The sequence below is a fragment of the Desulfovibrio desulfuricans genome, assembly GCF_004801255.1.
In the GTDB taxonomy this organism is placed as follows: Bacteria; Desulfobacterota; Desulfovibrionia; order Desulfovibrionales; family Desulfovibrionaceae; genus Desulfovibrio; species Desulfovibrio desulfuricans_C.
On record NZ_CP036295.1, the window covers coordinates 647288 to 664623 of the forward strand.

Below are 17336 nucleotides of genomic sequence, written 5' to 3' on the forward strand. Positions count from 1 at the left end.
CGACGTATGAAGGCGCACAGGTAATTTCACATCCAAGCGTAGTTGTTTTGGGAGAACGATCATGCAGCAACAGGCCAATTATCTGCAACAATTGCTCGTATCACTGCGTACCCGCCTGCTGGTTATGTGCGCCAGCGTGGGCATCGCCCTGGAAGAAGCCGGCAAGGCCATGGCCGCTGGCGATCCCGGTCGGGCCGCGTCGGTCATTGAAAACGACGCAGCCGTTGACGCCCTTGAAAATGAAATTGACGAAATGGCGCTGCTGCTGCTTGCCCGGACACAGCCCGTGGCCAGAGACTTGCGGTTTGTGGTCAGCGCCCTGCGCATGGTGGTGGATCTCGAGCGCATTGGCGACGAGGCCGTCAGCATGGCCGAGCAGGCAATACTCATGCAGGACAAACCCGGCTTTGGGGTCATACCGCATGTGCGCGAAATGTTTTACAAGGCCAGTGAGGCCTTTGACCGGGCCGTGCGGGTTTTCCGCGAGAACAATGCCGAGGAGGCGCTGCATATGCTGCGCGGCGACGAAGAAGCCGTGCAGAGCGAAGTGCGCATCATCCAGCAGATTATGGAAAGCCTCTCAGACCCTGACGCCAACCTGCAGCCCTATCAGGCCATGCATGTTATTCTGGTGGCGCGTTCGCTCACACGCGTGTGGCGGCGTTCCATCAACATCGCCGAGCAGGTTTACTTTATCAGTCAGGGTGAAAGCGTAAAGCACAAGGCGGAAGAACGCGGCGGCGAAGCCCAAAACGCCTCTGCGGCAAAGCCCGCCGACGTGACGGGGCCTGCGGAGCAGGAAAATACAGGCAGCGCCATCCACCGCGCGGATGATGAAGACGAAGATATGGACGGGCGCGGCTGACAATCCATGCCCCGCGCAACGCAAAAGCCCCCGGACCATGCTGGTTCGGGGGCTTTATGGTATCTATGGGATACTGCGCTAGATAAGGTTTTGCTGGCGCAGCACTTCAAGGAGCTTTTGCTTGGTGGCCTCGGCCATGGGGCACAGAGGCAGGCGGATTTCCGCCTCCATACGGCCCATGAGCGCCAGAGCGGTCTTGGCAGGGATGGGGTTGCTCTCAAAAAAGAGGGCTTCGTGCAGGGGAAAGAGCCCATGGTGGATGCGCGCGGCTTCTTTGAGGTCGCCCTTGTTAAAGGCGTTGCACATGGCTGCCACTCGGCCGGGCACAAGGTTGGAAGTGACCGAAATCACGCCCTTGCCGCCAAGCGCCATCAAAGGCAGGGCGGTAAAGTCGTCGCCCGACAGCACGCAGAAGTTTTCGGGGCAGCTTTCGAGTACGCGGCTGCCCTGAATCATGTCGCCGGTGGCCTCTTTGACGCCCACGATATTGGAAAAATCGTGCGCCAGACGGGCCAGAGTGGCGGGCAGCAGGTTGCAGCCGGTGCGGCCCGGCACGTTGTAGGGCACCAGCGGCATGTCCACTGCCTGGGCAATGGCCTTAAAGTGCTGGTACATGCCCTCCTGCGTGGGCTTGTTGTAGTAGGGAGTGATCAGCAGCGCGCCGTCGGCGCCCGCTTTCTGCGCGTATTTGGTCAGGCGGATGGCCTCGACCGTGTTGTTGGAACCGGCGCCAGCCAGAACCGGCACGCGACCCTTGACCTGGTCAATACATATTTCAATGACCCTTTCGTGTTCTTCGTGGGTCAGCGTGGCGGATTCGCCCGTGGTGCCGCAGGGGACCAGACCGTGAATGCCTTCACTGATCTGGTGTTCAATAAATGCGCGGTATGCTTCTTCGTCCAGTTCGTTGTTTCTGAACGGGGTTACAAGCGCGGTCAATGCACCTGAAAATTGCATTATAAACTCCTGTGCGGCCACGCGCTGCAAAAAGCGAACAAAAGCCCGCGCGAAGGTTTGGCCTTCGCAAGCAGGCGACCCCGCAAAGGGTCTTCAGTTCGGCAGCGCTAAGGCCTTACTGATTGATAAATTCTTTCAATTCCTTGCCGGCACGGAAAAAGGGCAGGCGTTTCGATGCGACAACGACGCTTTCGCCGGTTTTAGGATTGCGGCCGGCGTAGCCTTCGTACTCCTTGATTTTGAAGCTGCCAAAACCGCGTATTTCAATACGCTCCCCGGACAGCAGTGATTTTTTCATGGCGTCAAAAAAGGTGGTTACCACCAGCGCCGCATCGTCGAGGGGAATGTTGGTGTCGTCGGCCAGTGCCTTGATAAGCTCGCTCTTGTTCATCATGCCTCCGTGACCGCGTTACATGTTTGCCCGAAGGGGCGACAAGGCCGGGCATTTATAAGCAATTCGACCCTATATCTTTTTTCAGACAAGGTAAACTGTTTGGATTTAAAATCTACTCCTGAATCGGCACAGGCTGCAAGATGTTGCGGCGTCCAAGCCAGTCGAGCATTCCCAGGCGGATACGCTGCAGCCGGGCGGCCAGCGTCTGCAGATCGTGGGCTGCGGGGCAGCCGGGCGCATGTACCATAAGCGGTTTTTGCAGGCATACGGCCTCGGGCAGTTTTTTGTCCAGCCGTACGTGCCCCAGCAGCACTGGCTCGATATGCAAAAAATGTCTGCACGCCCCGGCAAGCTTGTCAAAGGACGATTTGGCCTCGGCCTGAGAGGTCGCCTGGTTGACCAGCACCATAAAGTCGCGCAGCCCGTAGCGGCTGTTGAGCACCTTGATGAGCGCGTAACTGTCGGTGAGCGACGTTGGCTCAGGCGTAATGACCACAAGACGTACCGAGGCCATGGCGGCAAAGGTCTGCACCGTGCCGGATATTCCCGCGCCGATATCCATAAAAACGTAGTCGTACTTGTGCAGCACTGGCTCCAGCCGCGAGAGCAGCAGGTCGCGCGCGTCTGGCTGCAACTCGGTGAGTTCGGGAACGCCCGACGCGGCTGGCAGAACGGCAAAACCGTCGCCGTCGATGGGGCAAAGCACATCGGTGATGTCGGCCTCGCCCAGCAGCGCGGTCTGCAGGTTGCCCTCGGGCGTGATGCCCAGCAGCACGTCAAGATTCGCCAGGCCGAGGTCGCAGTCCATCAGCAGTGTCTTGAAGCCCATCTGGTGCAGTGCGCAGGCTATATTGAGCGACATGTTTGTTTTGCCCACCCCGCCTTTGCCGCTCAGCAGGGCAACGCTCAATGTCGTATTGGTCATCAGTTTCCCCCAAAAAAGAGAAATCGTTTTTCGCTGGAATGTACAAGCGTGTTTCGGGATTCAAGGGCAGCGCCGTCGGCAACGCAGATGTGCCCGCGCTTTTGCGCAAGCGCGTCATCCATGGCCTGGGCGGCCTTGCCCAGCAGTGATTCCGGGGTTGGGCGTCCGCCCTGGTCTGCGCAGGCAATGCCTATGGCGCACCCGGTCTTGACCGCATGTTTGCCCGTGGCGGAGGCTGCGGTTATTTCCGCAGCGCGTACGGCAAAAAGTTTTTGTATCTGCTCGGCCATCAGCCGGGCGCGCAGCACGCTTACCCCCGGCAGCAGCAGGGCAAAGCGTCCCTGCCCCGTGCAGCCCAGGGTGTCGCACTCTTCGCGGCACTGCCGCAGGCAGTCCACAAGGTGTTCTTCGAGCGCCATGAAGGTGAGGTGGTCAAGGCGTGATTCGAGCGCTCGGCGGTCGCACAGGCCTGACTCAAGCAGGGTCAGCTCTCCGCCGGTGCGCGCGAGGCGCAGCAACTCGCGGTTTATCTGCACTGTGAACATTTCGGCCATCAGCAGATGGGCAAGGTGGTCAGGCGCGTTGCCCGCGCCGCCGCCCATGTCGGGCAGCAGGCCCGGCCCTGCGGGCAGGGCGCACCAGCGGCCAGTGGGGTAGCGACGCAAAAATTCCTGCCATCTACCCACGCTGAAGCCCGGCAAAAGGCGCGCCACCAGTACAGATTCCCTGCTGGTGCGCGAGGTTGCGCCGTCCGCCTGTCGCAGTGCGCGCAGCTCGCTGGCCAGAGCGTCAAATTCAGCGTTGTTGCTCATGTCGGTACAGCAGGTAGTCGTGCTGGAACTGGTCGATCTGTCCGTTCAAAACCGCTTCGACGTCGCCTGCTTCGGAGCCGGTGCGGTGGTCCTTGACCAGCCGGTAAGGCTGAAGGGTGTATGTGCGTATCTGGCTGCCAAAGGCAATGGCGTCCTTGCCCGCGTATTCTGCCTGACGCTCTGCGTCGCGTTTTTGCATCTCAAGGTTGTACAGGCGCGCGCGCAGTACGCGCATGGCCGTGTCCTTGTTGTGGTGCTGCGATTTTTCGTTCTGGCACTGGGCCGAAATACCCGTGGGAATGTGCGTTACGCGCACAGCCGAGCTGGTGGTGTTGACGCTCTGGCCGCCAGGGCCGCTGGAACGGAAAATATCCACACGGATGTCCGATTCCTTGATGTCCAGCTCAATGTCGTTGCCCACGTCGGGGATGACGTCCACCGAGGCAAACGAGGTGTGGCGGCGACCCGATGAGTCAAAGGGAGATATGCGGATAAGCCGGTGGATGCCGCGCTCGCTTTTAAGAAAGCCAAAGGCGTGCGGCCCGGCGATGCGCAGGGTGACGCTTTTAAGCCCCGCCTCGTCACCGGGCAGGTAGTCCAGCTCTTCCACCGTATATTTGCGGCGCGACGCCCAGCGGGTGTACATGCGCAGCAGCATTTCGGCCCAGTCCTGCGATTCTGTGCCGCCCGCGCCGGGGTGGATTTCGAGGATGGCGTCCTGGTTGTCCTCCTCGGCGGAAAGCAGCATGACAAGCTCGGTTTCGTCCAGCAGGGCCGCGAGGTCGCGGCTTTGCTGGTCAAGGGATTCGAGCGCTTCGGGATCTTCGCTCTCGGCGGCAAGGGCCAGCCATTCGTTCATGTCGCCGTGGCTGGTCTTGAGGCGCGTCAGGCGTTCAATTTCTTCTTCAAGGCGGCGTTTTTCCTGCAAAACAGGCGTCAGCGCTTCCGGGTTGTCCCATGCGCCGGGCCGGGAAATTTCGTGTTCTATATCCTGCAGACGCTTCTGGCTGGCCGCAACGTCAAAGACGCCCCCAAAGGGTGGCAAAACGTTGCGAAAGGGGCTGGCAGGCGGCGCGCAGATCACTGAGTTGCAGCATTGTGGATACTAGGGGTTGAGTGTGAGCGCCGCTTGCGGCGCATGGAACGTCATTGCGTTAGTGCGGCCGATGCCGGATCAGGTCGCGTCATAGTCTCGGCCGTAGCAGGGTTGCTGCGGGCCTTGGATCTCTGTTGCCCTGGCCGCCGGGGGCAAGCCCGCCGGCTGTTGGCGCATACGGCTTGCCTCAGGCGTGCTGAGCTGCCGCACGGCGCGAAAGACCGCCGCCGGGGCCAAACAGCAGCAGGGCCGCAAATATAACTGCCGCAAGGGGCAAAAGCCATGGGGAAAGGACGTGGAACACGCTGGGCGCGGATTCAAGAGCAGCCTTTCCCCACACGGCCTGAGCCTTGAACTGCCCGCCCCGCACGGTCAGGCGGCCGCGCGTGTCCACAACAACAGAAATGCCCGTGTTTGTTCCGCGCAGTATCCAGCGGTTTTGCTCCACAGCCCTCAGGGTCGTCAGATAAAGGTGCTGCCGGGCCGCAGGAGTATTGCCGAACCATCCGTCATTGCTGATATCAACAAGAATATTGGCCCCGTCCGCCACGCGGTTTTGGGCAAGCCAAGGGAATATTCCCTCATAACAGATGAGCATTCCCAGGGCAAGATTGTCATGCCGCAGCGGGGCAATCGCCGTGCCGGTCTGGTACACGCCCACCCCTTGCAGCAGAGCTTCAAGAAAACTCCAGTTGAGCCATTCGGGCAGGTATTCCCCAAAGGGCACAAGGTGTTCCTTGTCGTAATGTGCTACGGTATCGCCGTTTTGTCCCAGCAAAAAGGCCCTGTTGTACACGTCCGGCTCGCGTTTGTCGGGGCGGCGTTCCATGCCCGGAGCGCCAAAAAGCACGGGGCAGGCGCTGCGTGCGGCCAGCTCGCGTATGCGGGGCGCGTGCAGCCCGTTTGCCTCAAAAAAGAACGGCATGGCCGTTTCGGGCCAGATAATGAGGGGATGGACGTCGGGTTTTTCCGCCAGCCCTTGATAGGTCAGGCCAAGGTACAGATCCACCGTCTGCCGCTGAAAGGCGGGAATCCACTTTTGGTTTTGGTCCACGTTGCCTTCGACAAACAGCACGTCAACGCTTTGCAGGCTGGCGGGGTTGACGGCAAACGGCGTTGCGTACAGACGCCATCCGCCGTAGCACAAAAGCGCCGCCGCCAGCAGCAGGCCGGGGACAAGGCTTGTCCGGTCAGGGCAAAACCGGCGGGTGGAGTCGACAAAGGCGAGGCAGCACAGCAGGGCCGCCATGGTCCACAGCCCGGTGAGCGCATAGCCGCCCACCAGGTCCGCAGCCTGCACCAGCACCGGCCAGGGCGACAGCGCGCCTGCCATGTCCAGCCAGGGAAAACCCAGGGCCAGAGCATAGACGGCTTCGAGCAGATACCACAGTATGCCCAGCAGCACAGCCTGAACCCATGCCGGACGGTGGCGGAAGGCATGCGCCGACACGGCAAAAATTCCGCCGACGCTGCCTATGCAGGTTACGATAAACAGGGCGCAGGGTATGGCCAGCAGCCAGGGCATGCCGCCCACGTTGTGCACCGGCAGCGTCAGCCAGTAAAGGGCCGCCATGCCGCCCGCAATGGTGGCAAGCCAGCCCTGACGCAAGGCCGTGGCGCGGGTTGCAGCCTCGCGCCCCAGCAGGGTCAGGGCAGCGGGCCATACCAGCACCAGAGGTGGAAAGCTGAAAAAATCGTTGGGAAAGCCCAGCCAAATACCCACAGCCGCAGCAAGGCACAAGAGCCAGCTGCGCAGCGAGGGCTTTGACGCTTCCGGGGTGGATAGCTTCATGCTTTAGCCGCTTCTTCCTCTTCCGGTTCAGGAGCGGCGTGGTCGGCTGGCTCCATGCGCAGGCGGATAATGAGTTTCCTGTCCGCTTCAAGCACGGTAAAGACCCAGCCGCGCAGGGTAAACCTTTCGCCGGGGCCGGGCACATGCCCCGCTTCCATGCTCAGGTAGCCGCCGATGGTGTCGACCTCGTCCGAATCCAGCTCAACCCCAAGGTCTTCGAGGTCCTCAAGCAGGGCGCGACCAGTGAGTTCGTAGACGTTTTCGCCCAGAGGGCGGATGTCTTCCTGCCGCGGCGCATCGTGCTCGTCTTCAATATCGCCCACAATTTCTTCCAGCACGTCTTCGATGGTGATGAGGCCGGAGGTGCCGCCGTACTCGTCAAGAGCTATGGCGATGTGCTGCTTGCGGGCGCGAAATTCCTGCAGCAGAGTGCGGATGGATTTTGTTTCAGGCACAAAGAAAGGCTCGCGCATGACCTTGAAAACAGGGGGGATCTGTTCCCCCTGGTCCATCAGGCTGCTGAGCACGTCCTTGGCGTGGAGTATGCCCACGATGTTGTCGCGGGTGTCCTTGTAGACGGGAATGCGCGAATGCCCGGAGCGCACAATGATGCGCGCCACTTCCTGCAGCGGCATGTCGTCGGGGACGCAGTCAATGTCGGTGCGGGGAATCATGGTGTCCTGCACCTGCAGATCGTTGAAACGCAGAATGCCCAGGAGCATGGATTCCTCGTAAGGTTCCACCTCGCCGTCGGCTCTTGCTTCCAAAATGGCTTTTTCGAGAGATTCCTGATCGTCGTGCCCAAACAGCCTGCTCAGGCGCGACCAGATGGTACTGTGACCTTCCGTGCCGCCGTCCAAAATAACCTCCTAGGTTGGCGTGCTGAGTATGCGCGGTGCGCGTTTGCCGGGGGCAATGCCGCCCGGCAGAAATTTTTTGTTATCCTGTCAGCTTGCGCTGCTGGATATCTATTTGCATCACCCATTGGGTAATGGGTGAAACACCACTTTTGGTGGTGCTGTGAAACCAGTTGATATCGGACTTGCCCTGTTCAAGGACAGCCCAGTTGCTGAATTCCGTTCCCAGAATCATGGCCGGTGAAGGTTCTTTTTGCATGCGGGTGTTGAGCACGTCGCAGGTGCACCAAAAGGTTACCATGCGTTCTTCCTTGCTCACCTGATAGATCAGCAGGCAAAGTAACTGTGAACCTTTATCCAGATCAACAGGCTTAACATCAACAGATTCCGCCGGAAAGCGCAAGGCCATGCCCGTAGCTGAGATGTCGGCCACCTGCACGGGTTCGCCTTCCATGCCCGTCTTGTAGTGCAGCAGCGGCTTGCCTATTTCTGCGGTGCTGCGGGGCATGGGCTTGTTGAGATCCAGCTCCCATACGCCGATAACGCGCACCAGCTCTTTGGGCGGTTTGACGCGGATAAAATGACGCTTTTGCCCGGCGTCTATATCCCTGGGCATGGTGAGGAGTAGGAGCGACTTTTCGTAGCTGCCCCGCACCTGCTGCACGTTGGAGCGGAATTTGAAAAAGGCGGGGCCTTCGGGCAGCAAAGCCCGAAAATAGACTTCTACCGCGGACCCCTCAAGCTCGCGCGACACATAGGAAAGAATTTCCAGCTCAAGCATGGCGGGGAGAATTCTTGTGAGAGTACCTGCCATGCCCTTGCTGTTGGGGCGCTCTTCAGCATTGAGGTCAAAAATTTCGTTCTGTTCCTGGGCCTTTTCGAGCAGGTGGCGGATCAGGTCGGCACGTTTCGCCTCATGCCGTATGCCCTGCAGCCGCCCTTTAATAACGACAAGCGTAAAGCAGAGAGCCGCTATCAGAATACCAAAAATAATGAGTAGCTCGGTGCCCGTCATAAATTCACCGCTGTCAACATTTGTAAGTCGTTGTCCGTTATGGCAGGAATGCCGCGTTGGCGCTGGCCTGCCGGTCTGGACGCAACAGGCCGAGTTTGTGGAGATGAACCTCAAGGCAGGCAACCGCCGCAGGGGTCACGCCTGATATGCGCCCGGCCTGGCCGAGGCTGCAGGGACGCACCCTGTTGAGTTTTTCCACCACCTCGTGAGACAACCCTGCTACTTTCGCATAATCAAGTTGCGGGGGCAAGGCCGTTGCCTCCAGCTTGGCCGAGCGGGCAATGAGCTCGCGCTGCCGCGCCAGATACCCTTCGTACTTTATCTCCGTCTGCACGCTTTCGCATGCTCCGGGGCCAGCCTGCGCCCTTGCCGCTGCCAGCTCGGCAGCCGCTTCGGTCAGCGCCTCGTGCGCCGTCTGGGCCAGCATGCCCTCAAGGGCGTCAAGGTCGACATTGGGGCGCTTCAGGGCTTCCGCCAGGGTTTTGCCCGCAGGCAGGCGCGTTTCGGGCGTGTCCTCGGACAGTTTATGGCCGGGGATGCGTTTTTTGCCCAGATACGCCCTGAATCGCTCGGCTGCTTCCATTTTTATGCAAAACGCGCGCCACTGGTCGTCACCGACCAGCCCCAGCTCCCGCCCCAGCGGGGTCAGGCGCGTATCGGCGTTGTCCTCGCGCAGCAGCAGCCTGTGCTCCGCGCGCGAGGTAAACATGCGGTAGGGTTCCTGAGTGCCCAGCGTCACAAGATCATCAACAAGAACAGCCATGTAGGCCTGGTCACGGCCTGGCGCAAAGGGCGGCAGCCCGCGCATGTCGCACGAGATGTTCAGTGCCGCCCACAGGCCCTGCGCGGCGGCTTCTTCGTAGCCAGAAGTGCCGTTGATCTGCCCGGCCAGCCACAGGCCCGGCACGGCCTTGGTTTCCAGGGTAGGCCGCAGCTGGATGGGGTTGGCATAGTCGTATTCAATGGCGTAGCCGGGGCGCAGCACAACGGCATTTTCCAGCCCTTTCAGCGCGTGCACCATGTCCAGCTGCACATCGAGCGGCAGGCTGGTGGGTATGCCGTTGGCGTAGACCTCCGCGCTGTTGAGGCCTTCGGGCTCCAGAAAAATCTGATGACGCTCGCGGTGCGGAAAGCGGGCCACCTTGTCTTCGATGGAGGGGCAGTAGCGTGCCCCGGTGCCCTTGATAACGCCCGTAAACATGGGCGAACGGTCAAAACCGCTGCGGATGATCGCGTGCGCCCGTTCGTTTGTCCAGGTGATATGGCACGAGACCTGCTCCAGCACGGGGCCGGGGCCGTGAAAGCTGAAGCCGGGGGGCGGTGTGTCGCCGGGCTGTTCCTCAAGCTGCGAATAATCAATGGACGATTTGAGGATGCGCGGGGTGGTGCCTGTCTTGAGCCTGCCCAGGGTCAGGCCGAGCTTGCGCAGGCTGTCCGACAGCCCCAGCGCCGGGGCGTCGCCCAGACGGCCTCCGGGCAGGTTGGTAAGGCCCATGTGGATGCGCCCGTCCAAAAACGTGCCCGTGGTCAGCAGCACGTTACGCGCGGCAAAGGCAAGCCCCTGCGCGGTGCGTACGCCGGTGACGCGGCCATCGCCGGTGGTTACCTCAATGACGGAATCCTGCCAGATGCGCAGGCCGGGCGTATTGTAGAGCGTTTTTTTGAGCACGCGCTGATAGGCCTCGCGGTCAATCTGGGCGCGGGTGGCGCGCACGGCGGGGCCCTTGCTCATGTTCAGCACGCGAAACTGTATGCCCGCAGCGTCGGCCCACAGGCCCATCATGCCGCCAAGGGCGTCAATTTCGCGCACCATATGGCCCTTGGCCAGTCCGCCGATGGCGGGGTTGCACGAAAGGTAGCCCAAACGGTCAAGGTTGCCGCTGACAAGCAGCACCTTGTGTCCCATGCGGGCGAGGGCCATGGCAGCCTCGCTGCCCGCGTGTCCGCCGCCAGCGACAATGCAGTCAAATGTGGAATCAGACATGGGTTGCGTTCATGAGAATGTGGGCGAACACCTGCGCGTCCTTGATGGTGGCCGTGATGGATGAGCGCTCGTCCGGTTGATGGCAGGTATTTTCAAGGCAGCCCCACACGGCGGCGGGCAGGCCCTTTTGCCGCAAAAACGCGGCCACCGTAGCGCCGCCAATGCCCACGGCCTGGGCCTCGACGCCGTAAATGCGCGCGATAGCGGCCTTGAGCGCCGTAACCACCTTGCCTGTCTGCGGTATGGCGGTAGCGTCCTGCCGCTGCACAACGCTTACCTGTATCTGCACATAGTGGCGCGCGGCCACCTCGGCGGCCACCTCGCGCATCTTTTCCAGCACGTTGTCCATCTGCACATGGGGCAGCAGGCGGCAGTCCACATAAAAAACATCGTTGCCGGGCACGGTATTGATGTTGGGCACGTTGGCCTCGTGCTTGCCCGGTACAAAGGTGGACTGGGGCGGATCAAACAGCGGGTTGGCGTCGCCAAAGGCTGCGCGCAGGGCGTTGTAGCTCGTCAGCGCCATGTCCGCAGCCGCCAGAAAGGCGTTGCGGCCTTTTTGCGGGGTAGAGGCGTGGCACTGGATGCCCGTGGTCTGCACCTTGAGCCACAGCTGGCTTTTTTCGGCTATTTCAATAACGTCGCCCTTGGATGAACCGGCATCGGGCACGATGTAAAGGTCGTCGGGGCTGAAAAAATGCGGGGCAGTGTTGAGCAGATGCTCCAGCCCGAAAATGCTGCCTGTTTCCTCATCAGCCATAAAGACCAGGCCGAGAGAAAGCTCGGGCGTAATGCCCATGGTCAGCAGCTCTTCGGCCAGCAGCAGCATGCTCACAATGGCCTGCTGGTTATCCTCGACGCCGCGCCCGTACAGAAAGTCGCCGTCCCGGCGCACCTGCCACGGGTTGCTTGTCCAGGCGTCAAGATCGCCCGGAGGCACAACGTCGGTATGGCCAAAAAGCCAGAGCGTACGCTTGCTTTTGCCGGGTATGCGGGCCACCAGATTGGGGCGCTGGCCGTCCGTTACGCGGGGGTCGGGGGCGTCAACGCGCGAAAGGGCCGTAACGCCGCACGACTTGAGCCAGTTGGTGATGCAGCGGACCTTTTCCATTTCGCCCTGGCCGCCGTTGTCCGGGCCAAGAGCATGGCATGCCGTAAGCACCGCCTGCAGTTCGGCCACGCGGTCTTCGCGACCTGCCAGCCCCCGCAGCAGCGTGTCGAGTGTCTTGAACATGGTGATTTCCGTATGGCGTTACAACGCGCAAGAGGCTGCTTGCGCAGCCCCTTGAAAAAGTCGTCAGCCCCGGCACAGCCGCATAACGACAGCCCCTGCGGAAAATCCGCTTGCGAACCGCCCACGGCGTGTCGGAACCGATGTAAGCCTGGTCGACCTAACGGCCACCCTTGGCGGCGCGCTTGGACGCCTTCAACGGGTTGACCTTGGCGGCGGCGGCAACAGTGGCCTTTACGTGGGTAGCAAAGTTGCAGCGACCAGCGGCCCACTTTTTGGCGGGGACAGGGTAGCTGGAGCAGAACTGTTCGCCTTCGAACTCGCGCAGGCGGTCACAGCCAGAGCACTGTTCCACCACCGGGGAAAGAACAAAACCGTTGACCACCACGCCTTCAGCGGTTTTGGTGGCTTTTTCCAGAGGGGTCATAGCAAAACCTCCATGCGCAGCAGCGCCGTATTGCTAAAATAACGGCGGAAGGGCCGCCGCGTTGGAATGGAAAAATATAGTTGAAAGCAATTTTCTGTCAAGTAAAACGCGCAGAAAATTTTTTGCCCCGGCCAGCTCAATGTGCGCTGCGCCGTTACCGCCCGGCATTGCTGCAATTGTTGCCAGGCTGGTTAGCCGCCAAGATACGCCTCGCGTACGCTGGCGTTGGCCAAAAGGTTTTGGGCCTTGTCTTCCATGACCACGCTGCCCACTTCAAGCACATAGCCGCGTGCAGCCAGTTTGAGGGCGGCGCGGGCGTTTTGCTCCACCAGCAGCACAGTGACCCCGCGTTTGTTGATGGCCCGCACTGTTTCAAATATGGAGCGTACCAAAAGCGGCGCAAGACCCAGCGAGGGTTCGTCCAGCAGCAGCAGGCGCGGCTCGGCCATAAGCGCACGGCCAATGGCCAGCATCTGCTGCTCGCCGCCCGACAGCGTGCCCGCGAGCTGGTCCTTGCGTTCCTGCAGGCGCGGAAACAGGTCAAAAATCCATTCCAGCGTACGTTCCCTGCGGGCTTTGTCCTCGATGCAAAAAGCGCCCAGGCGCAGGTTTTCGAGCACGCTCATGATGCCGAAGACGCGCCGTCCCTCGGGCGACTGGGCAATGCCGAGCCCCACAACCTTGTGGCTGGGCAGGCGCAGCAGGTTTTGCCCGTCGAACAGTATTTCGCCTTCAAAGGGGCGCACCAGCCCGCTGATGGACAGCAGGGTGGTGCTTTTGCCCGCACCGTTGGCACCGAGAATGGTGACGATTTCGCCTTCTTCCACCCTCAGGTCGATGCCGTGCAGCACTTCAACGCTGCCGTAGCGCACGCGCACATTAGACAATTGCAACAGGGACATGGCTTACCACTTTTCGTCGTCTGCGCCCAGGTAGGCTTCGATGACGGCGGGATCCTGGCGCACGTCTTCGGGCTTGCCCTGGGCAATCATGGTGCCGTGTTCCAGCACCACCAGTTTTTCGCAAATTTTCATCACCAGGCGCATGTCGTGCTCAATGAGCAGCACGGTGACGCCCCTGTCGCGTATGGCGCGTATGGTTTCCACCAGAGCGGCGGTTTCCTGGTCGTTCATGCCGCCGGCAGGTTCGTCCAGAATCACCAGGCGCGGGTCGGTCGCCAGCGCGCGGGCGATCTCGAGCAGGCGCTGGTTGCCGTACGAAAGGCCGCCTGCGGCCTCGGTGTAGCGGTCGGCCAGACCCACAAAGTGCAGTTCTTCCATACAGCGGGCCACGGCGGCCTTTTCTTCCGCCCGCTGGGCCGGTGTGTGCAGCATGCACGAAAGCAGACCGGCTCTGGTGCGGCAGTGGCGCCCGGCCAGCACGTTTTCAAGCACGGAGAGCCGCCCGAACAGGCGGATGGTCTGGAAGGTGCGGGCAATGCCCAGCTCAACTATCTTGTGGGGGCGCAGACCGGCAATGGACTTGCCGTCAAAAAAAATGCGGCCAGACTCCGGCGTGTAGTTGCCGGTGATGCAGTTGAAGACGGTGGTCTTGCCCGCGCCGTTGGGGCCGATAAGCCCCACGATGCTGCCTGCCTCAACGTCAAAGGTAAGGTCGTTGAGCGCAATGAGCCCGCCGAACATCTTGCTCATTTCTTCAAGGCGCAGCAGGGTCATGCGGGCCTCCCTTCACGGGAGGCGTCGGGCGGCGCAGGCACCTTGTAGCGCCTCTGCCTGGGCGGCAGCAGCCCCTGGGGCCGCCAGACCATCATGACCATCATGGCGAGACCAAAAATGAGCATGCGGGCGTTGGAAAACTCTCGCAGCACTTCGGGCAGGCCGATGAACAAAAAGGCGCTGATGAGCACGCCCAGCTGGCTGCCGCCCGAAAGAATGACCACGGCAAAAATAATGACAGATTCCATAAAGTTGAACGACTCAGGCGCGATGGTGGTCATCTTTGCGGCATAGAGAGTGCCCGCCATGCCCGCCCAAAAGGCCCCCAGCACAAAGGCGGCCAGCTTGTAGTGGGTCACGTTGATGCCGCAACCCTCGGCGGCCACGTCGTCCTCTTTGATGTAATTGAGGGCGCGGCCAAAGCGCGAGTGCCACAGGCCGTAGAACAGCAGCAGGCTCAGCCCCACCATGCCCCAGACCAGAAAATAGAACTGCATGCTTTTGACGATCTTGAAGCCAAAGAACATGGGCCGGCTGATGCCAAAAATGCCGTTGGCTCCGCCTGTGAGGCCAAAAACGTCGTTGATCAGGGCAATGCGCACAATTTCCACAATGCCGATGGTGACGATAAGCAGGTAGTCGCCGCGCAGGTGGATGATGGGACGGGCCACCACCAGGGCAAATATGGCCGCAGCGGCGCCGGAGAGCGGCATGACCCACAGCACGGGCCAGTGGCACACCGTGTTGAGAATGGCGGTGGTGTACGCGCCGACGGCAAAAAAGGCGGCGTGCCCCATGTGGAATATGCCCGCCTGCCCCAGAATGACGTTGAGCGACAGCGCGAGCAGGGCGTAAAGGCCTATGCTCACGCACACGTCAAGCCAGTAGGCGTTGCAAAAAAAGGGCAGGGCGCACATAAAAAGGCCGGCGGCCCCGTAAACGGCGGCATTGCACGGGATGTTTTTCATAGTTTGTCCGCCGTGCGTTCGCCCAGAATGCCAGTGGGACGGATAATCAAAATGAGAATGAGCACCAGAAAGGCTATGGCGTCCTTCCAGGCAATGGCAATGTAGCCAGCGGCCAGGGCTTCGATAACGCCGAGCAAAAGCCCGCCCAGCATGGCGCCGGGGATGTTGCCTATGCCGCCCAGAATGGCGGCGGTAAAGGCCTTGAGGCCGTACGACCAGCCCATGGTAAAGTCTATCTGTCCGTAGTAGATGCCCACCATCAGACCCGCCGCGCCGCCGAGTCCGGGGCCGATAAGAAAGACCAGCGAGATGATGCGGTCAACATTGATGCCCATGAGCTGGGCCGCGCCAGGGTCGACGGCCACGGCGCGGATGGCCGCACCCGTGCGGGTACGCTGGATAAAGGCCGAAAGCCCCAGCATCAGCACTACACTGGCCGCAATAACCAGCAGACGCACGCCGGGCACTTCAAGCCCGAGCATCCTTACCGTAAAGTCGGGGCGCAGGTAGTCGGGGTACACGTAAAAACGCGCTCCGTACACAAGCATGATCGCATTCTGAAAAAATATGGACGCGCCAAGCGCGGATACCACGGCGGAGAGGCGGCCTGCGTTGCGCAGAGGGCGGTATGCCGTGCGCTCAAGCAAAAAGCCTATAAGCGCGACCAGCAGCGCCACCATGATAAAAACGGCGGCAACGGCAAAAAACGGGTTGAGCGCCCCGGCCATGTTGCAGCTGACAAGCAGGGTAAGCCCCAGATAGGCGCCAATGGTAAACAGGTCGCCGTGGGCAAAATTGATGAGCTTGAGGACGCCGTACACCATGGTGTAGCCCAGCGCCACAAGCGCATAGATGCCGCCCACGGCCAGGCCGTTCAAAAGCTGTTGGAGAAATTGTTCCATAATGTTCGGCGTTGGTACTCGGCATTTGGCGGGCGACCGGGATGCCGGTCGCCCGCCGTAATGAACGCGCCCGCAGCGGGGCTACGCTTTTCGCCGGGGCGCGCAGGCCCCTGGCGTGTATCTGTGCAGCACGGGCGCGGCCTTGGGCCGCGCCGCATTACTTGGGCTGCAAAACAAAGTTGCCGGTGGCGTCGACCTTGTAGGTGCGGTAAAATTCACCCACGCGGTCGCCCTTGGCGTTAAAGCCAAGGTTGCCCGAAAGGCCGGGCATGCCCTTGAGCTCCTTGAGCCAGGCAGACATGGCCTTGGGCGTGTCCTTGCCAGCTTCAAGCGCGCCTTCGATTACCTTGAAGGCGTCGCCAGCCAGCACGGCCCACACGGAGACAGGCACGGTATTGTACTTGGCCTTGAAGGCCTTGAGGAATTCCTTGGCTTCGGGCGTGTCCATGTCCTGGGGCAGCGGCGGGCTGATAAAGAAGTAGCCCGTGGCGGCCTCTGTTCCTGCGATCTTTACCAGATCCTGATGGTTGGCTGCGTCGCCGCCCATCATGGGAACATTCCAGCCCATTTCTCTTTTCTGCCGCAACAGCATGCCGGTTTCAGGATAGTAACCGGTAAAGAACACGAGGTCGGGGCTGGCAACCTTGAGCTTGGTCAGAATGGCGGTGTAGTCGCGCTCTCCGGGGGTAAGAGCATCGTAAAACACCACCTTTACACCGGCCTTTTCCAGCACGGCCTTGGTTTCTTCAGCAAGTCCCTTGGCGTACGACGAGTTGTCGTGCAACAGGGCCACGGCCTTGTAGCCGCCCTTTTGGATGGCTTCGGCGGCAGATTTGCCCTGAGCGTCGTCGCGCGGGCAGGTGCGGAAAAAGAGCTGCAGGCCTTTTTCCGTCAGGCGTACGCTGGTGGAGCCGGTACCGATCTGCACCAGTTCCGCCTCGTCCAGGATGCTCTGGCTGGCCTCGGTCACGGCAGAGCCGTAGGTGCCGATAACAGCCACCACACCGGCTGAAGCAAGCTTTTGCGCGGCCAGAGCGGCAGTGCGCGGGTCGCCGGCGTCGTCTTCGACCACCAGTTCGATCTTGCGGCCCTTGACGCCGCCCTTGGCATTCACATCGTCAACCAGCAGGGTGACGATATTTTTCATGTCCAGACCTTCGGACGCCCATTTGCCCGTAAGCGGACACATAAGGCCAACCTTGATGTCACCAGCCAGCGCCGCAACCGGCACAAGCAGGGTAAGGGCCAAAGCCCCAAGCCAACGACCAAGTGCTTTCATGAACTACCCCCGTCAGGTATGCAAATATTGTGAGCAACGAACAAGCGTACCCTAAAAATGCAAAAAGAAAAAGCCCCCAGTGCGGCAGGGCCTTGCATTGCCGCCAGTTGGCGCGTGGCCTGCGCTGCCCGCCGCCAGCGCCCGGCCGTAGCGCCC

17 protein-coding genes are annotated in these 17336 nt (G+C 60.9%); 1 reads left to right on the forward strand and 16 read right to left on the reverse strand.

Going from position 1 to position 17336, the window contains the following annotated elements; all coding sequences use genetic code 11:
- Positions 1 to 61 precede the first annotated feature (61 nt).
- Positions 62 to 865 (forward strand): phosphate signaling complex protein PhoU, encoded by an 804-nt coding sequence (gene phoU / locus DDIC_RS02635; protein WP_136399010.1) that lies wholly within the window; start codon positions 62 to 64, stop codon positions 863 to 865.
- Between the two features lie 78 nt (positions 866 to 943).
- Here the strand turns inward: phoU and dapA are convergent, their stop codons facing one another.
- The 16 genes from dapA to DDIC_RS02715 form a co-directional block, all read right to left on the reverse strand.
- Entirely contained in the window at positions 944 to 1822 is an 879-nt protein-coding gene (gene dapA / locus DDIC_RS02640; protein WP_136399011.1) for a 4-hydroxy-tetrahydrodipicolinate synthase, read from the reverse strand.
- Between the two features lie 115 nt (positions 1823 to 1937).
- Complete coding sequence (locus DDIC_RS02645; protein WP_136399012.1) at positions 1938 to 2213, reverse strand: HU family DNA-binding protein; 276 nt, start codon at positions 2211 to 2213, stop codon at positions 1938 to 1940.
- A 115-nt stretch (positions 2214 to 2328) separates the two neighbouring features.
- Entirely contained in the window at positions 2329 to 3141 is an 813-nt protein-coding gene (locus DDIC_RS02650) for a MinD/ParA family protein (RefSeq protein ID WP_136399013.1), read from the reverse strand.
- On the reverse strand, positions 3141 to 3953 hold the full coding sequence (locus DDIC_RS02655; RefSeq protein ID WP_136399014.1) for a diguanylate cyclase domain-containing protein: 813 nt from the start codon (positions 3951 to 3953) through the stop codon (positions 3141 to 3143). Before DDIC_RS02655 ends, DDIC_RS02650 begins: the two co-directional genes overlap by 1 nt.
- A protein-coding gene (gene prfB, locus DDIC_RS02660) for a peptide chain release factor 2 (RefSeq protein ID WP_136399015.1) occupies positions 3937 to 5050 on the reverse strand; the annotation gives its coding sequence in 2 pieces (ribosomal slippage) (positions 3937 to 4974 and positions 4976 to 5050; 1113 coding nt in all). Before prfB ends, DDIC_RS02655 begins: the two co-directional genes overlap by 17 nt.
- Positions 5051 to 5236: 186 nt before the next feature.
- On the reverse strand, positions 5237 to 6841 hold the full coding sequence (gene lnt / locus DDIC_RS02665; protein WP_136399016.1) for an apolipoprotein N-acyltransferase: 1605 nt from the start codon (positions 6839 to 6841) through the stop codon (positions 5237 to 5239).
- A complete protein-coding gene (locus DDIC_RS02670; protein ID WP_136399017.1) occupies positions 6838 to 7701 on the reverse strand; it encodes a hemolysin family protein in 864 nt (287 codons plus the stop codon). The genes lnt and DDIC_RS02670 overlap by 4 nt, the downstream gene beginning before the upstream one ends.
- A 79-nt stretch (positions 7702 to 7780) precedes the next feature.
- On the reverse strand, positions 7781 to 8713 hold the full coding sequence (locus DDIC_RS02675) for a hypothetical protein (protein ID WP_136399018.1): 933 nt from the start codon (positions 8711 to 8713) through the stop codon (positions 7781 to 7783).
- 37 nt (positions 8714 to 8750) lie between these two features.
- Positions 8751 to 10697 carry a tRNA uridine-5-carboxymethylaminomethyl(34) synthesis enzyme MnmG gene (gene mnmG, locus DDIC_RS02680; RefSeq protein WP_136399019.1) on the reverse strand — a complete coding sequence of 649 codons (1947 nt, stop codon included), beginning with the start codon at positions 10695 to 10697 and terminating at the stop codon, positions 8751 to 8753.
- The gene (locus DDIC_RS02685) at positions 10690 to 11931 is read right to left on the reverse strand and encodes a M20 family metallo-hydrolase (protein ID WP_136399020.1); all 1242 of its coding nucleotides are present in this window, start codon (positions 11929 to 11931) and stop codon (positions 10690 to 10692) included. The genes mnmG and DDIC_RS02685 overlap by 8 nt, the downstream gene beginning before the upstream one ends.
- A 157-nt stretch (positions 11932 to 12088) precedes the next feature.
- Positions 12089 to 12355 (reverse strand): PxxKW family cysteine-rich protein, encoded by a 267-nt coding sequence (locus DDIC_RS02690; RefSeq protein ID WP_136399021.1) that lies wholly within the window; start codon positions 12353 to 12355, stop codon positions 12089 to 12091.
- Between the two features lie 191 nt (positions 12356 to 12546).
- Entirely contained in the window at positions 12547 to 13257 is a 711-nt protein-coding gene (locus DDIC_RS02695; protein WP_136399022.1) for an ABC transporter ATP-binding protein, read from the reverse strand.
- 3 nt (positions 13258 to 13260) lie between these two features.
- A complete protein-coding gene (locus DDIC_RS02700) occupies positions 13261 to 14031 on the reverse strand; it encodes an ABC transporter ATP-binding protein (protein WP_136399023.1) in 771 nt (256 codons plus the stop codon).
- Positions 14028 to 14999 (reverse strand): branched-chain amino acid ABC transporter permease, encoded by a 972-nt coding sequence (locus tag DDIC_RS02705; RefSeq protein WP_136399024.1) that lies wholly within the window; start codon positions 14997 to 14999, stop codon positions 14028 to 14030. Before DDIC_RS02705 ends, DDIC_RS02700 begins: the two co-directional genes overlap by 4 nt.
- The gene (locus tag DDIC_RS02710; RefSeq protein ID WP_136399025.1) at positions 14996 to 15901 is read right to left on the reverse strand and encodes a branched-chain amino acid ABC transporter permease; all 906 of its coding nucleotides are present in this window, start codon (positions 15899 to 15901) and stop codon (positions 14996 to 14998) included. Before DDIC_RS02710 ends, DDIC_RS02705 begins: the two co-directional genes overlap by 4 nt.
- A 157-nt stretch (positions 15902 to 16058) precedes the next feature.
- Positions 16059 to 17180, reverse strand: coding sequence for a branched-chain amino acid ABC transporter substrate-binding protein (locus DDIC_RS02715; protein WP_136399026.1), 1122 nt, complete (start codon positions 17178 to 17180; stop codon positions 16059 to 16061).
- Positions 17181 to 17336: the final 156 nt, after the last annotated feature.

Coding starts and splice junctions, on each gene's coding strand:
- lnt (WP_136399016.1), bottom strand. CDS start 6,841: ATGAAGCTATCCACCCCGGAAGCGTCAAAGCCCTCGCTGCGCAGCTGG.
- DDIC_RS02685 (WP_136399020.1), bottom strand. CDS start 11,931: ATGTTCAAGACACTCGACACGCTGCTGCGGGGGCTGGCAGGTCGCGAA.
- DDIC_RS02655 (WP_136399014.1), bottom strand. CDS start 3,953: ATGAGCAACAACGCTGAATTTGACGCTCTGGCCAGCGAGCTGCGCGCA.
- DDIC_RS02690 (WP_136399021.1), bottom strand. CDS start 12,355: ATGACCCCTCTGGAAAAAGCCACCAAAACCGCTGAAGGCGTGGTGGTC.
- DDIC_RS02695 (WP_136399022.1), bottom strand. CDS start 13,257: ATGTCCCTGTTGCAATTGTCTAATGTGCGCGTGCGCTACGGCAGCGTT.
- dapA (WP_136399011.1), bottom strand. CDS start 1,822: ATGCAATTTTCAGGTGCATTGACCGCGCTTGTAACCCCGTTCAGAAAC.
- DDIC_RS02650 (WP_136399013.1), bottom strand. CDS start 3,141: ATGACCAATACGACATTGAGCGTTGCCCTGCTGAGCGGCAAAGGCGGG.
- DDIC_RS02645 (WP_136399012.1), bottom strand. CDS start 2,213: ATGAACAAGAGCGAGCTTATCAAGGCACTGGCCGACGACACCAACATT.
- DDIC_RS02675 (WP_136399018.1), bottom strand. CDS start 8,713: ATGACGGGCACCGAGCTACTCATTATTTTTGGTATTCTGATAGCGGCT.
- phoU (WP_136399010.1), top strand. CDS start 62: ATGCAGCAACAGGCCAATTATCTGCAACAATTGCTCGTATCACTGCGT.
- DDIC_RS02705 (WP_136399024.1), bottom strand. CDS start 14,999: ATGAAAAACATCCCGTGCAATGCCGCCGTTTACGGGGCCGCCGGCCTT.
- mnmG (WP_136399019.1), bottom strand. CDS start 10,697: ATGTCTGATTCCACATTTGACTGCATTGTCGCTGGCGGCGGACACGCG.
- DDIC_RS02700 (WP_136399023.1), bottom strand. CDS start 14,031: ATGACCCTGCTGCGCCTTGAAGAAATGAGCAAGATGTTCGGCGGGCTC.
- DDIC_RS02715 (WP_136399026.1), bottom strand. CDS start 17,180: ATGAAAGCACTTGGTCGTTGGCTTGGGGCTTTGGCCCTTACCCTGCTT.
- DDIC_RS02710 (WP_136399025.1), bottom strand. CDS start 15,901: ATGGAACAATTTCTCCAACAGCTTTTGAACGGCCTGGCCGTGGGCGGC.